The following is a 15,019-nucleotide window of genomic DNA, read 5'->3' as shown; positions in this document are numbered from 1 at the left end:
GGGATCAACCGCCGAAGATATCCATGAAGCGCATCTTGTTCTCCTCGTCCTCGGCCAGGGCGCGGGCCGGATCGAATGCCATCAGCTTGATCTGGTCGCGCGCCGGGAAACCTTCGGGGGCGGGCACGGCCGGGTGCGCGGGCAGATAGCCCATGTCCGCGGCCAGCTGTTGCCCCTGTTCAGAGATCACGAAGTCGATGAAGGCCTTGGCCGCATCGGGGTTCTGCGCGGTGGACAGGATCGCGGCCGGTTCGCTGACCGCCGACACACCTTCCTCGGGGAAGACGAAGGCCACCGGCGCGCCCTTCACGGCTTCGCGGATCGGCAGGAAATCGACCACGAACCCATAGAGTTTCTCACCGCCGGCGATCGCCTTGTAGGTGCCGCCGTTGCCGCCCTGCGGGTTGGCGCCCTGATCGGCCAGACCTTCATAGAAGTCCCAGCCCAGGTCGGGGTTGGCGGTCAGCGCGGCCATGTGGATTGTGGCCGCGCCCGAGGTCAGCGGCGAGGGCATCGCCAGCTTGTTCTTCGCCTCCTCCGACAGCAGGTCGTTGTAGGAGGTGGGCACCATCGGTGCGTTCGTGTTGTACATGATCCCGGTGGTGATCAGCTTGGTGGCAAACCAGTAGCCTTCCGGGTCCATCACGCCGGCCTCGTAGGCGGCGGTGTCGGCCTCGGGGTAGGCCATCAGGCGATCCTCGGCCTTCAGACCCTCCATGGTCACACTGTCGGCGATCAGCAGGACGTCGGGCTGCGGCTGGCCGGCCTCGAACTCAGCCCGCAGCTTGGCCATGACCTTGGTCGTGCCGTCGCGGAACCACTCCACCTCGACCTCGGGGTATTCGGCCATGAAGGCATCGACCGTCTGCTGGGCGTCGGCATTGGGCTGGCTGGTGTAGAGGACCAGCTTGCCGCTGACATCGGCCCAGGCGGCGGTGGCGGTCAGGGTCAGGGCAGCGGCGAGCGGGAGGGCGCGTTTCATGTCTGTCTCCGGAATGCAGGATCACGAGTGTGGTCGCGGCCTAGCAGCCGGATATGACGGTTTCTTGTAGGTAGACGTGCGATTTCCGGTCAGCGCCGCCCTCCCCTGCCCCGGCCTGATACGGTGCCAAGGAAAAGGGCGCGCCGATCTCGCCGGCGCGCCCTGTCGTCAGGTCATTCGCGGGTCCGCGATTACCAGTCGATGGTGTCCTGGAAGCGGGCCAGCGACTGGTTCCATTCACCGACAGCGGCCTCAAAAACGTCGGCGGGAATGCCGTCGCCGCGTCCGGTCAGCAGGTACATCTCCAGATAGGGATCATCCTCGTCGTCGAGGTAGCCCCGGGTGATGACCGCGTCGGAGTTCCAGTCGTTGATCGCGGTGACGCCCATGCCGTTGGTCAGGTCGAACCCGGCGGAGAACATCAGGGAATCGCAATCGGCGTTGTCGCTGCAGCCGAAGAAGTAGATGCGGTAGTTCACACCCTCGGCCGCCGAGCGGATCAGCGGATCGCCGATGCCGTCGGTGTCCATTTCGGCGCGATACCCCATCTCCTGCAGCGCGGCGGCAACAGCGTCGGGGTTGGTGGCCGAGATCATGTCGGTCTGGGCCATGTCGGTCTGGGCAAAGGCGGGCGCGGCAGTAATGGCCAGGCAGGCCAGCGCGGCGGCAAACGGTTTCATGAGAACTCCTGTCGTAAAATCAGCCCCGACCTGATGCCCCCTCAGGCCGAACGGCGCAACCGCGCAATTCGCCGCCCCGGGCACATGACAGCAGGTTTCACATTTCTCCGCCGATGCCCCCCTCCATGCCCCGCAACGAAAAACCCCCGCGCCAAGGGCGCGGGGGTCTCTGTTTTCAGGCCACCGTCGGGCGCTTACTGGTCCAGGAAAGAGCGCAGCTTGCGCGAGCGGCTCGGGTGCTTCAGCTTGCGCAGCGCCTTCGCCTCGATCTGACGGATCCGTTCGCGGGTCACGGAAAACTGCTGCCCCACCTCTTCCAGCGTGTGGTCGGTGTTCATGCCGATGCCGAAACGCATCCGCAGAACCCGTTCCTCGCGCGGGGTGAGCGACGCCAGAACGCGGGTGGTGGTTTCCTTCAGGTTTTCCTGAATGGCGCTGTCCAGCGGCAGGATCGCGTTCTTGTCCTCGATGAAATCGCCCAACTGGCTGTCTTCCTCGTCGCCGATCGGCGTTTCGAGGGAGATCGGCTCCTTGGCGATCTTCATCACCTTGCGGACCTTCTCCAGCGGCATCTGCAACTTCTCGGCCAGTTCCTCCGGGGTCGGCTCGCGGCCGATCTCGTGCAGCATCTGGCGGCCCGTGCGGACCAGCTTGTTGATCGTCTCGATCATGTGGACCGGGATACGGATCGTGCGGGCCTGGTCGGCGATGGACCGGGTGATCGCCTGACGGATCCACCAGGTCGCGTAGGTCGAGAACTTGTAGCCGCGGCGATACTCGAACTTGTCCACGGCCTTCATCAGGCCGATGTTGCCTTCCTGAATGAGATCAAGGAATTGCAGGCCACGGTTCGTGTACTTCTTGGCGATGGAGATCACCAGGCGCAGGTTCGCCTCGACCATCTCCTTCTTGGCCGCGCGGGCCTCTTTCTCACCCTTCTGGACCTGCTGGACGATGCGGCGGAATTCGCTGATGTCCAGGCCCACGTAGGTGCCGACCTGCGCCATGTCGTTGCGCAGATCCTCGACCTTGTCGGAGGAGCGTTCGATGAACATCTGCCAGCCGCGACCCGGCTTCTGGGCCATGCGCTCCATCCAGTTGGGATCAAGCTCGTGGCCGCGGTATTCATCGACGAATTCCTTGCGGTTGATGCGAGCCTGGTCGGCCAGCTTCACCATGGCGCTGTCGATGGACATGATGCGGCGGTTGATCCCGTAAAGCTGGTCGATCAGCGCCTCGATACGGTTGTTGTGCAGGTGCAGCTCGTTGACCAGCAGAACAATTTCCGACCGCAGCTTCTGGTAGGTCTTCTCGTCGTTGTCGGAGAAGGAGCCATCCTCGTTCAGGGTCGCGCTGATCCGCTTGTCCTGGATCTCCGACAGGATCTCGAAGTCGTGGGCGATGCGGTCCAGCGTTTCCAGCACGCGCGGCTTCAGCGCGGCTTCCATCGCGGCCAGGGACATGTTGCCCTGATCGTCCTCGTCGTCGTCGTCGTCCTTGGCAATCGGGTTGCCGTCAGCATCCAGCTCGGGACCGCTGTCTTCCTTCTTCGGCTGCGAGGCGGAGGTATCCCCCACCGTCGCCGGATTGACCACCGGTTCGGCCACGCCGTCCTCGTCACCCAGCTGGTCGCCGAAGGTCGTTTCGAGGTCGATCACATCGCGCAGCAGAATGTCTTCGGACAGAAGTTCGTCGCGCCAGATGGTGATCGCCTGGAAGGTCAGCGGGCTCTCGCAGAGGCCCGCGATCATCGTGTTGCGGCCGGCCTCGATCCGCTTGGCGATGGCGATCTCGCCCTCGCGCGACAGCAGCTCGACCGAGCCCATCTCGCGCAGGTACATCCGCACGGGGTCATCGGTCCGGTCCAGTTTCTCCTGGCCAGTGGAGCCGAGCGCGACCTCACGGTTCTGCTGCGTCGTGGTGACGGCGGTGGTCTTCTGCTCCTCGTCCTCGGCCTCTTCGTCCTCGATGATGTTGATGCCCATCTCGGAGAGCATGGACATGACATCTTCGATCTGTTCGGACGAAACCTGATCGGGCGGAAGAACCTGGTTCAGCTGATCATAGGTGATGAAGCCTTTCTCGCGGGCTTCCGCGATCATCTTCTTCACCTGCGCCTGGCTCATGTCGAGGGAGACTTCCGCCTCCTGCTCTTCCATCTGGTTGTCGTCGTTATCCTTGGCGGCCATGGCGGTACTCCTGCGCACTGGATGCGGCGGTGCAGCTGCTGTGATTCGATTGAACCGAATCAATACCTGCTTTCACCGATTCGCACACCCGTTTACCCTGTTTTTCTTGAGGGTCCCTGTCATTTCACCTGATTCGCCCCTGGTTCAGCCGTTGCGGCGGGGCTTGTCGAAGCGAATCGTCTGCATCAGCGCATCCAAGGCGCTGCGTTCATCCCGATTGATCGGGGCCCCGTTGTCTCCCACGTCGTATTCGGCCGTGTCCTCCTGCAGGCCGCGAAGCGCCGACTGGCTGGTGCGGGCAGCATCGCCCAGGCGCCAAGTCACCGCTTCATCCTCCATCGTTTCAATATCCTGCGTGGCCTCTTCAACCTCGTCCCTGAGGGCCCGCACGGCCTGGAGCTTGGCGAATTCCTCGCCCAGTGTCATCCGGGCCTGCTCCTCGTCGCCGGGGTGACGTACCGGCGGACAGAGGGCCACATGGGTCCGCCCGAGCAATTCGTCAAGGGCCGGCGCACCGAGCGCCTCGGTCAGTTTTTCGGAAAGATTTTCCGCCCCTTCCCCGGCATGGGCCAGAATCAGGTCGCGGAGCCGGGCATGGGTCTCATCCCGGCAATCCATTCTCAGAAGCTGCCCCTCGAACTCATCCGCCACCCCGGGGGTAACGCAGAGAGAGGCCAGGATCACCGCCTCGCGCAGGTATTCCGTCGCATCGATGTCCTGCCCGGCCAGCAGGCTGGCCTTGGTGCTGGGCATGGGCACCGCCGGCTGGAACCGGGCGTTGCGGCCGAAGCCCCCCTTGCCGCGCGCCGGGCTGAACCCACCGCCACCGCTGCCCTTGCCGGAGAAGCGGGCCGGGCGGAACAGCTCGCGGGTTCTTTCGCGCAGCGCCTGGTCGTAGTGATAGCGCAGCCCTTCGTCCGGGATCTGGGCGGTGGCATTGCGCAGCGCGCGGTCCAGCGCCGCACGCCGGTCGGGACTGTCGAAGGTCTTGCCCTCGGTCTCGCGGCTCCACAGCAGATCCACCAGCGGCAGGGCGCTGTCCAGCAACGCCTGCATCCCCTCGCGCCCCTTGGCCTTCAGCACCTCGTCGGGGTCCTGCCCCTCGGGCATCAGGGCAAAGCGCACGGAATGGCCGACGTTCAGCTTCGGCAGGGCCAGGTCCATCACCTTGCGCGCCGCCCGAAGGCCCGCCGTGTCGCCGTCCAGCGCGATCAGCGGCTCGGGCGCGATGCGCCACAGCATGTCCAGCTGATGCTCGGTCACCGCCGTGCCCAGGGGCGCCACCGCGCCGCCGAACCCCGCCTCCGACAGGGCGATCACGTCCATGTATCCCTCTGCCACGATCAGCGGCTGGCCCTTGCCCACGGCCTCGCGCGCAGGCGCATGGTTATAAAGGGTACGCCCCTTGTCGAAGAGCACGGTTTCCGGCGAGTTCAGGTATTTCGCGTTGTCGTTGGGATCCATCGCGCGCCCACCAAAGGCAATGCAGCGGCCACGCGTGTCGCGGATCGGGAACATGATGCGGTTGCGGAAAGTGTCATAGGGCTTGCCGCCCTTGTTCGACGGCTTGGCCAGGCCACAGGCCAGAATATCGTCGGGTTTCACACCTTTGCCGATCAGGTGATCCCACAGGCCCTGCCAGGCATCCGGCGCAAAGCCGAGGTTCCAGCGCCCGCGCGCGGCCTCGTCGAGGCCCCGTTTCGTCAGGTAGGCAGAGGCGTCTCGCCCGCCCCCGCCGCGCAGCGACATCGCGAAGAACTTCACCGCCTCTTCCATCACGTCGGTCAGCGAGGCGCGCTTCTCGGCCTTCTTCGCCGCCTGCGGATCGCGTTCGGGCAGCGGCATGCCGGCCTCGCGGGCGAGGATCTCGATCGCCTCCATGAACTCCACGTTCTCGGTCTTGCGCACGAAGGAGATGGCGTCGCCTTTTTCGTGGCAGCCGAAGCAGTAGTAGAATCCCTTGCGATCATCGACGTGGAACGAGGCGGTCTTTTCGTGGTGGAAGGGGCACGGCGCCCACATATCCCCCTTGGACGGAATGGATTTCCGATTGTCCCACAGCACCTTGCGCCCGACCACCTGGGTCAGGGAGATGCGGTTGCGAAGTTCGTCGAGGAAAGAAGGGTCCAGCTTCATGGCCGGAATATCGTCTCTGCGCGCGGCGGAGTCCAGATGCCCCGAGGGACATCACCGCGCCGCGCGCGTCCGTTGCTCAGACCATGCCGCGTGCCGCGACCGCCTCCAGCGCCGCGCGCAGCTCATGCAGCAGCGTCTCCGCCATGGAGCGGAAGACCATCACACGAAAGCCGTCCGGGCCGGTGCGGGTGACCGAGGCGCCCATGTGGGCCAGCTCGGTCCGGGCCGTGGCGCCCGGTGCGAAGGCCCGCGCGCGCAGGTCCAGCGGGCAAAGCCGCGCCAGCACGTGGCGCGCGCGCGGCCCCTCCAGCAGGACCGAGGCCCAGGCGTCGGATTGATCCGTCAGGGTGGCGGCCTCCGCCAGGTCAGGCGCGGGGGCCGGGCCGATCAGCAGGTACTGCCCGATGCCGAACCACAGGCATTCCGCCTGCTCCGCATGTTCGACCGAGCCGGGCGCAGGCAGGCCCAGCCCATGCTGCGCCATCAGCGCCTCGGCCAGGGGGCCGGCATCGGGGCCAGGCATCAGCGCCGACAGGCGGCGCATCGGCAGCACCTCGACCCGGGTGCCGGCCAGAGTGGTCACGACGCCCTGCGGCAGGGCATTTTGGGCGATCAGGGTCAGCTCAGGCACGGGGTCTCTCCCCTTCCGGGTCCAGGAAACAGGGCTCGCAGACCTCGCACAGCGTTACGACGCCGCGCAGGTGATCCACCATGCGGATCCGCTCTCCGATCCGGTCGGGGCCGGATTTCAGGAAGCCAAGCGCCACGGTATGCCCCAGCGTCGGCGAAAAGGCGGTGGAGGTGACATAGCCCTGGGCGTTCTCGCGCACCGCCTCCTCGCCTTCGGTGAAGAGGAAGGCGCCGGCCGGGATCATCTGCACCGCGCCGACAGGGCGCAGGCCGACCAGCCGTTCGCGGTCTTCGGCCAACAGCCCGGGACGCGACGCCCCCGCCTGGCCGATGAAGGCCTTCTTGCGCGACATCATCCGCTCCAGCCCAAGGTCGAAGGCCGTGGTGCGCCCGTGCAGCTCGGCATGGGTCAGCAGGCCCTTCTCGATCCGCAGCACGTTCAGCGCCTCCATCCCGTAGGCGCCGCCGCCCCGGGCCTCGGCCTGCTTGACCAGCTGGGTGAACAGGCTTTCGCCGTAGCGCGCGGGCACCGCCAGTTCATAGGCCAGCTCGCCCGAGAAGGAGATGCGGAAAAGCCGCCCTTCCACGCCGCCAATAGTGACCGGGATCCAGCCCATGAAGGGCAGCACGTCGCCCCCCAGATCGCGGCCCAGCACGTCCTCCAGCAGGGCGCGGGACTGCGGCCCGGCGACGGCGAACTGCGCCCATTGCTCGGTCACCGAGATCAGGCGCACGTCCCAGTCCGGGCGCAGCACCTGAGCGGCGAATTCCAGGTGGCCCATCACCTCGCCCGCCGCCGCGGTGGTGGTGGTCATCAGGTAATGCTGCGGTCCCAGCCGCGCGGTGGTGCCATCGTCCATGACATGCCCGTCCTCGCGCAGCATCAGGCCATAGCGCACCCGCCCCTCCTTCAGCGTGGAGAAGGTGTTGGCGTAGACGAAGTCGAGGAAGGCGCCCGCGTCGCGCCCTTGGATGTCGATCTTGCCCAGGGTCGACACATCGGCGATGCCCACCGCTTGACGCACCATGCCCACCTCGCGGTCACAGCTTTGCCGCCAGGTCTTTTCGCCCGTCCGGGGGAAGTAGCTGGGGCGGTACCACAGGCCCGCCTCGATCATCGGTGCGTTCATCGCCAGGCTGCGGCCATGGCTGGTGGTCAGCCGCTCCGGGGCAAATCCCCTGCCCTTGCCTCCCGCGCCCATGGCGGCGATTGGCACCGGCACGTAAGGCGGGCGATAGGTGGTGATGCCGGTCTGGGCCACATCGCGGCCCGTCGCATCGCCCAGCACCGCCATGGCCGACAGGTTCGAGGTCTTGCCCTGATCCGGCGCCATGCCCTGCGTGGTGTACCGCTTCATGTGCTCGACCGAGCGGAAGTTCTCGGCTGCCGCGCCGCGCACATCCTTGACCGTCACGTCATTGGCCAGGTCCAGCCAAGCGCGGCCCTTGCCCGGCACATGCCACAGGGCCTTCACCTTGTAGGGCGCGCCCTCGGCCTCCGGCACCTTCTGGTGAGGCACCGTTTGTCCCATTTCTTCCAGCGCGCGGGCGGCCGCCGCGCGGCCCGACTCCAGTGCCTCCCAGGTCGGGAAGAGGCCTGCCGCCCCGCCCGCCGGGATCAGCCCCGGCATGCCTTCGGGCGCGGGTAGGAAGGAGGCGATGCCCTCATCCCACACCGGTCGACCGTTCAGGTGACACGTCAGGTGCAGCGAGGGGTTCCAGCCACCCGAGACCGACAGGCAATCGCTTTGCAGCTTCACCTCGCCCTTGTGGGTGCGCAGCGACACCGTTTCCAGCCCCATGCGCCCGGTCACGCGGCTGACCACGGCGCCGGGGTAGAACGGCAGATCGAGGTCCGTCGTCGCCTCGTGCCGCGCGTCGATCAGGCCGGCCACATGAACGCCTGCCGCCAGCAGGTCGCGGGCGGTACGGTGCGCGTCGTCATTGTTGCCAAAGACGGTGACCGAACTGCCCGGCGCCACGGCATAGCGGTTCACGTAAGCGCGCACGGCGCTGGACAGCATGACGCCGGGCCGGTCGTTGTCCTGGAAGGCCACCGGACGCTCCAGCGCCCCGGCGGCCAGCACGGCGCGTTTCGCGACGATCCGCCAGAAGCAGTCGACGGGTAGCGGACCGGGGCGATGCTGCAGATGCCGCCCCACCCGTTCCAGCGCCCCATAGGTGCCGCCGTCGTAGACGCCGGTGACGGTGGTCCGCGTCATGATCCGCACGTTGGGCATCGCCGCTAGCCGGGCCACGGCCTCGGTCGCCCAGTCGGGCGCGGCCATGCCGTCCACATCCTCGGTGGAGGACAGAAGGCTACCGCCCGGGGTCCGGTCCTCGTCGCACAGGATCACGTCAACCCCGGCCTCACCCGCCTGCAACGCAGCCATCAGCCCGGCGGGCCCCGCGCCGATCACCAGCAGATCGCAATGGGCGAAGGCCTTTTCGTTGGCATCCGGGTCGGCCTGCCCCGACAGGGCGCCCAGCCCGGCGGCGCGGCGGATCACGGGCTCGTACAGCTTTTCCCAGAAGGCCTTCGGCCACATGAAGGTCTTGTAGTAGAACCCCGCACCGAGGAAGTCGGCGACAAGGTCGTTCACCTCCATCACGTCCCAGTCCAGCGAGGGCCAGCGGTTCTGGCTGCGCGCCTCAAGGCCCGCGAACAGCTCCTGCATGGTGGCGCGCACGTTGGGTTCAGCCCGCGCCCCGGCGCCCAGGGTCACCAGGGCATTGGGTTCCTCGCTGCCCGCACTGAAGATGCCGCGCGGGCGGTGGTACTTGAAACTGCGCCCCACGACCTTCAGCCCGTTCGCCATCAGGGCCGAGGCCAGGGTGTCGCCGTGGTAGCCCGAGTAGGTCACGCCGTCGAAACTGAAGTCGAGCGGGCGCGAGCGGTCGATCTGCCCGCCGGTGGAAAGCCTCATGCCCCGCCCCCCTTGGCCAGTGCGCTGCCCAGCACCTCATGGGTGCGGGTATCGCGGGTCACCAGCAGCACCGCCGCGCAGCCCGTCGAATGGGCCCAGTATTCGCGGTTCTCGCCCGCCGGGTTGTCGCGCAGGTGGATGTAGTCGTGCCAGTCGTCGCCCCAGGTCTCCCCCTCGGGGCGGGTCAGGGCCGCGCCGCGATAGGTGAATTCCCGCAGGTCGCGTTCGCCGCACAGGGGACAGGTCAGTCGCATGCCGCGCTCCTCTTGCCCCGGTTCGCCGGGGGTGTCGTGTCGTTCAGCGTCATGTCAGTGGGTGTTGTGTTGCGCACCGGTGCCCTCTTCGTCCATCAGGCCCACGCCGTCGCGGAACCGGTCCAGGCGGAAGCCCGTGGCGCTGTCATGCGGGCGGTCGGTGGCCAGCAGATGCGCCAGCGCGTAGCCGGAGCCCGGCACCGCCTTGAACCCGCCGTAGCACCAGCCGCAATCAAGGTAGAGCCCGCCGATATCGGTGCGGTCGATGATCGGCGATCCGTCGGGGGTCATGTCCATGATTCCGCCCCAGCTGCGCAGCACCCGCGCCTTGCCGATCATCGGCATCAGGGCCATTCCGGCCTCCATCACATGCTCCGCCGTGGGCAGGTTGCCGCGCTGCGCATAGGACGGGTACATGTCCAGGTCGCCGCCGAAGACCAGCCCGCCCTTGTCCGACTGGCTGATGTAGAAATGCCCCATGCCGAAGGTCACCACGTTGTCGAGTACGGGCTTCAGCCCCTCGGTGACAAAGGCCTGCAGGATATGGCTCTCGATCGGCAGACGCATCCCGGCCATGGCCGCCACCTGGCCCGAGCGCCCGGCGGTGACGATCGCCACCTTGCGCGCCCGGATCGCCCCGCGCGAGGTCTGCACGCCGGTCACCTGCCCGCCTTCGACGTCGATCCCCGTCACCTCGCAGTTCTGGATCAGGTCGACACCCCGGTCTGACGCCCCGCGGGCAAAGCCCCAGGCCACCGCATCATGCCGCGCCGTGCCGCCGCGCCGGTGGTAGAGTCCGCCGTAGATCGGGAACCGTCCCTGGTCGTAATCGAGGTAGGGAAGCAGACGCCGCACGCCGTCGCGGTCCAGCAGTTCCGCGTCGTCGCCCTGGTTGATCATCGCATTTCCACGCCGCGCCGCCGCATCGCGTTGCCCGTCGGAATGGAACAGGTTGATGATGCCGCGCTGCGAATGCATCACGTTGTAGTTCAGCTCCTGCTCCAGCCCTTCCCAGAGCTTCAGGGAATGCGAGTAGAACTCTGAATTGCCGGGCAGGAAGTAGTTGGCGCGCACGATGGTGGTGTTGCGCCCGACATTGCCGCCGCCGAGATAGCCCTTCTCCAGCACCGCGACATTGCGCAGCCCGTGTTCCTTGGCCAGGTAGAAGGCCGTCGCCAGACCGTGGCCGCCACCGCCGATGATCACGATGTCATAGGCCGGTTTCGGCGCGGGATCGCGCCAGTGCGGCCCCCACCCCCGATTGCCGGTGAGTCCCTCCTTCAGGACACGCAGCCCGGAAAACCGCATCTCTCGCTCCTTCTTACGTCGGGTCGAGCTAAGCCGCTTCGGGGCGCGGGCGCAATCCGCAGCATCAGATTGCTGAAATTTTCGTCAATTTCCGCCACTCCGGCGCCCAAACGCATCTCTTTTCTGCACTGCGGAAAGCGCAGAGGTGACAAGCCGTCATGCCGTTGACACACTTCCTGCAACGGGCTGGGGGATGTTCGGATGACGTGCCGTATTCTGCTTTACTGTGACGACGGGGCCACCCTGAAGATCGGGGAAGAGCTAGCCTGGGATCTGGGTGCGCAACTGCATGAGATCGAGGCGAGTGCCGGCGAGGACGGCGTCTGGTCACGGATGAAATCGGGGCTGTTTGCCCTTTTCTCCGGCGCCCTGACCGTCGACGTGCCCGACCAGCCCTGGGACCGCAGCGACCTGCTGATCCTCGGCGCGCCGGTCTGGCAGGGACGCGGCGCGCGCCCCCTGCGGCAATGGCTGGAGACCCGACCCGACCTGCCCGAGCGCGTGGCCTTCGTGCTGACCTCCGACAGCAGCGACTACCCGGCCGAGGCGGTCGAGGATCTGACCGCCCTGACCGGGCGCAAGCCCGTCGCCGTATTGCACGTGGGCCGGCAGGAGCTGACCAGCGGCGCCTGGAAAGGCCCGGTGGAACATTTCCTGGACCAATGCGTGGTCCGCTACCGCCAGTCCGCCTGAGCGCCACCCGCCTGAACGACGCCCGCGCGGATCACAGGCCCTTGGCGCGATAGGCCGCCGCAACCCGGTTGATCGACACCAGGAAGCCCGCCGTGCGCAGATCTTCCACGTCCGACCGCTCGTGCCACAGCTCCCGCATGGATTGGAACGACCCGCGCATCGTGTCGTCGAGGCCCGAGCGCACCAGCTCCAGTTCCCCCGCACCCTTCAGGTATTTCTCCTTGAAACCGGGCGACAGCTGCCAGCCGATGCCGGTGTCGGCCGACAGCCGCTCCAGCTCATCCACGACCAGCTGGTGCCGCGCCTCTTCCTGGCGCCGCTGCATCCGGCCGAAACGGATATGGCTGAGGTTCTTCACCCATTCGAAGTAGGACACGGTGACACCGCCGGCATTGGCGTAGAGATCAGGGATGATCACGGTGCCCTTCTGCCGAAGCACCTCATCGGCACCGAAGGTGATGGGGCCGTTGGCCGCCTCGATGATCAGCTTGGCCCGGATCCGTTCGGCGTTGGACAGGTTGATGACCCCTTCCAGCGCGGCGGGGATCAGGATGTCACAGTCCTCCTCCAGCAGGCTGGCGCCATCCTCGACGTACTGCGCATGGGGGAACCCGGCGACGCCGCCGTGGGTGCCGATCCAGTCATGCACCGCGCGCACGTCCAGCCCGTCCTCGGAATAGAGCGCGCCGTCACGCTCGATCACCGCGATGATCTTCGCGCCGTCCTCGTCCTGCAGGAAATGCGCCGCGTGGTAGCCCACGTTGCCCAGCCCCTGGACGATCACCCGCTTGCCGTCCAGAGACCCGGCGAGGCCCGCGCGCTGCACGTCCAGCGGTTCGCGGAAGAACTCGCGCAGGGCATATTGCACGCCCCGCCCCGTCGCCTCGACCCGACCGGCGATGCCGCCCGCGTTCAGCGGTTTGCCGGTGACGCAGGCCTTGGAGTTGATGTCGGTGGTGTTCATCCGGGCGTATTGATCGGCCATCCAGGCCATCTCGCGCTCGCCCGTGCCCATGTCGGGGGCCGGGACGTTCTGGGCCGGGTGGATCATGTCCCGCTTGATCAGCTCGTAGGCGAAGCGGCGGGTGATCAGCTCCAGCTCATGTTCGTCGTACTCGCGCGGATCGATGCAGAGCCCGCCCTTGGAGCCGCCGAAGGGCGCCTCGACCAGCGCGCATTTGAAGGTCATCAGCGCCGCCAGCGCCTCCACCTCGTCCTGGTCGACGTTGGGCGCGTAGCGGATGCCACCCTTCACCGGCTCCATGTGTTCGGAATGCACCGAGCGATACCCGGTGAAGGTCTGGATCTGGCCGCGCAGGCGCACGCCGAAGCGCACGGTATAGGTCGCGTTGCAGACCCGGATCTTCTCCTCCAGCCCCGGGGGCAGATCCATCAGCGCGACGGCGCGGTTGAACATCAGGTCCACGCTGCGGCGGAAACCCGGCTCCTTGATCGGTTGCATGACGCTCCTCCCATGATTGCCGTGCCCGGGGGCAAGGCGGCCACCCGGTAGGCACCAATCTGACGCCCAACTATGATCCGTCAATTAATAACCTGTCTCCGGGCTGCAGGTTTCGCCTGCGCGGAACCGGCGCCCCCACGGCACGGGTCGGCACTTTTCCAGGCCGTGGCCCAGGTTGAAGGCGACGCGCCAGACCCGCTCCCCCCTTGGAACGCTCAAGAGCAAAGCGCCCGAATGGCCCGGAGGATCCCCAATACCGCCCAATTTCCGCCGTTTTCGGCGCCTAGGACAATGAGGACTCAAAGCGCCGGCTCATAAGGCGCGGGTAGGGAAAATGACCATGTTCGACCTTGCGACATCGCTTTGCGACAGCCGCGTCGCGGCACGACTGCGCCAAAGGCTGCATTCCTTCGGGCGCTCCGAATCGGGTGCGATGATCCCGCTTGTCGTGTTCTTCCTGCTGGTCACGCTTCTTCTGGGCGGCATGGGCGTCGATTTCATGCGCCACGAATACGAACGCGCCAAGCTGCAGTCGACCTTGGACCGGGCCGTGCTGGCCGCGGCCAACACCAAAAACGATCTCGACCCCGAAGCGGTGGTCCGCGACTATTTCGCCAAGGCCGGCATGAGCGACTACCTGCAGTCGGTGACCGTTGACGCCGGGCGCGGCTATCGCACCGTTTCAGCCGTCGCCAAGAACCCGATGCGAACCCGGTTCCTGGCCGCCGTGGGTCAGCCCACCATCGACGTGAACGTCGGCGGCACGGCCGAGGAATCCATAGGTGACGCAGAGGTGTCCTTGGTTCTCGACATCTCCGGCTCCATGCGGTCGAACCAGCGGATCTCGCGGATGCGTGACGCGGCCAAGGAATTCGTCGACACCGTGATTTCCGAGGACACCCTTGGTACCGTGTCGCTTTCGATCGTGCCCTACACCAGCCAGGTGAACGCAGGTCCCGAGATTCTCAGCCGTCTCAACGTGCTGCAGTTGCAGGGCTATTCTCATTGCATGGAATTCAACTCGGCCGACTTCGACACGACCGAGATCTCCCCCACCAGCTTCCATATCCAGTTCCCGCATTTCTCCGTCGGCTCGTACAGCAGCAGCGGTCTGATCAGTGACCCCGGCTGCCCGCAGGAGAGCTATGAGCGGATCACGCCCTTCAGCCAGAACGCCACGGCGCTGAAGGACCAGATCAGCGACATGCGCCCGCGCCAGAACACCTCGATCCACCTGGGCATGAAATGGGCCGCCGGCCTGCTCGACCCGGCCTTCCAGCCGGTGATCGCCGACATGGTTGACGACGGGCTGGTTGATCAGGACTTCGACGGGCGCCCCCAGAATTGGGGCGCGGGCGCCCTGAAGACCATCGTGCTGATGACCGACGGCGTGAACGTGCGGACCCGCCGCCTGAAGCCGGAGGTCTACGAGACGCCTGACATGCGGGCCTTCTGGGCCCGCAACCCGCTGTTCAACGTGACCAACGACATGAGCTACAGCCTCGACGATTACTTCTACGAAGACGCCTACACCTACAATCAGGGCAACACCTACCTGCAACGCGTCTGTGACGCGGCCAAGGAAAAGGGCGTCATCATCTGGACCATCGGCTTCGAGGTCTCGAACAGCGGCGCCAACGAGATGGAGGAATGCGCCTCTTCGCCTGCGCACTTCTACCGGGTCGAAGGTCTGGAGATCCAGGAGGCCTTCGCCTCCATCGCCCGCCAGCTCAACGCGCTGCACCTGACGAACTGAGA

The 15,019-nt window shown here is 66.3% G+C and carries 11 protein-coding genes; 2 read left to right on the top strand and 9 right to left on the bottom strand.

The window, feature by feature from the left end; all coding sequences use genetic code 11:
* Nucleotides 1-4 precede the first annotated feature (4 nt).
* The 8 genes from LC066_RS14425 to LC066_RS14390 all read right to left on the bottom strand — a co-directional run bounded on the left by LC066_RS14425 (nt 5) and on the right by LC066_RS14390 (nt 11,106).
* On the bottom strand, nt 5-982 hold the full coding sequence (locus LC066_RS14425) for an ABC transporter substrate-binding protein (protein WP_224900359.1): 978 nt from the start codon (nt 980-982) through the stop codon (nt 5-7).
* Between the two features lie 191 nt (nt 983-1,173).
* The gene (locus tag LC066_RS14420; protein ID WP_222478722.1) at nt 1,174-1,662 is read right to left on the bottom strand and encodes a YbjN domain-containing protein; all 489 of its coding nucleotides are present in this window, start codon (nt 1,660-1,662) and stop codon (nt 1,174-1,176) included.
* 194 nt (nt 1,663-1,856) lie between these two features.
* Nucleotides 1,857-3,851 carry an RNA polymerase sigma factor RpoD gene (gene rpoD, locus LC066_RS14415; protein WP_224900357.1) on the bottom strand — a complete coding sequence of 665 codons (1,995 nt, stop codon included), beginning with the start codon at nt 3,849-3,851 and terminating at the stop codon, nt 1,857-1,859.
* Nucleotides 3,852-3,995: 144 nt separating this feature from the next.
* Nucleotides 3,996-5,987 (bottom strand): DNA primase, encoded by a 1,992-nt coding sequence (gene dnaG / locus LC066_RS14410; RefSeq protein WP_224900355.1) that lies wholly within the window; start codon nt 5,985-5,987, stop codon nt 3,996-3,998.
* Between the two features lie 76 nt (nt 5,988-6,063).
* Complete coding sequence (locus tag LC066_RS14405) at nt 6,064-6,618, bottom strand: sarcosine oxidase subunit gamma (protein WP_224900353.1); 555 nt, start codon at nt 6,616-6,618, stop codon at nt 6,064-6,066.
* Nucleotides 6,611-9,544 carry a sarcosine oxidase subunit alpha family protein gene (locus tag LC066_RS14400; protein ID WP_224900351.1) on the bottom strand — a complete coding sequence of 978 codons (2,934 nt, stop codon included), beginning with the start codon at nt 9,542-9,544 and terminating at the stop codon, nt 6,611-6,613. Before LC066_RS14400 ends, LC066_RS14405 begins: the two co-directional genes overlap by 8 nt.
* Nucleotides 9,541-9,798: a sarcosine oxidase subunit delta gene (locus tag LC066_RS14395; RefSeq protein WP_224900349.1), complete on the bottom strand. Its 258-nt coding sequence runs from the start codon at nt 9,796-9,798 to the stop codon at nt 9,541-9,543. The genes LC066_RS14400 and LC066_RS14395 overlap by 4 nt, the downstream gene beginning before the upstream one ends.
* Before the next feature lie 54 nt (nt 9,799-9,852).
* Entirely contained in the window at nt 9,853-11,106 is a 1,254-nt protein-coding gene (locus LC066_RS14390) for a sarcosine oxidase subunit beta family protein (protein WP_224900346.1), read from the bottom strand.
* A 201-nt stretch (nt 11,107-11,307) separates the two neighbouring features.
* Here LC066_RS14390 and LC066_RS14385 point away from each other — a divergent pair, with 201 nt between their 5' ends.
* The gene (locus LC066_RS14385; RefSeq protein WP_224900343.1) at nt 11,308-11,799 is read left to right on the top strand and encodes a flavodoxin family protein; all 492 of its coding nucleotides are present in this window, start codon (nt 11,308-11,310) and stop codon (nt 11,797-11,799) included.
* A 31-nt stretch (nt 11,800-11,830) separates the two neighbouring features.
* Here LC066_RS14385 and LC066_RS14380 read toward each other — a convergent pair whose 3' ends face one another.
* Nucleotides 11,831-13,261, bottom strand: a complete 1,431-nt coding sequence (locus LC066_RS14380; protein ID WP_224900339.1) for a Glu/Leu/Phe/Val family dehydrogenase — start codon at nt 13,259-13,261, stop codon at nt 11,831-11,833.
* 340 nt (nt 13,262-13,601) lie between these two features.
* Here LC066_RS14380 and LC066_RS14375 point away from each other — a divergent pair, with 340 nt between their 5' ends.
* Nucleotides 13,602-15,017, top strand: coding sequence for a Tad domain-containing protein (locus LC066_RS14375; RefSeq protein WP_224900336.1), 1,416 nt, complete (start codon nt 13,602-13,604; stop codon nt 15,015-15,017).
* Nucleotides 15,018-15,019: the final 2 nt, after the last annotated feature.

Origin of the sequence: Pseudooceanicola marinus, assembly GCF_020177265.1 — a bacterium.
GTDB lineage: Bacteria > Pseudomonadota > Alphaproteobacteria > Rhodobacterales > Rhodobacteraceae > Pseudooceanicola > Pseudooceanicola marinus_A.
This window is presented reverse-complemented; position numbering and strand designations above follow the sequence as displayed.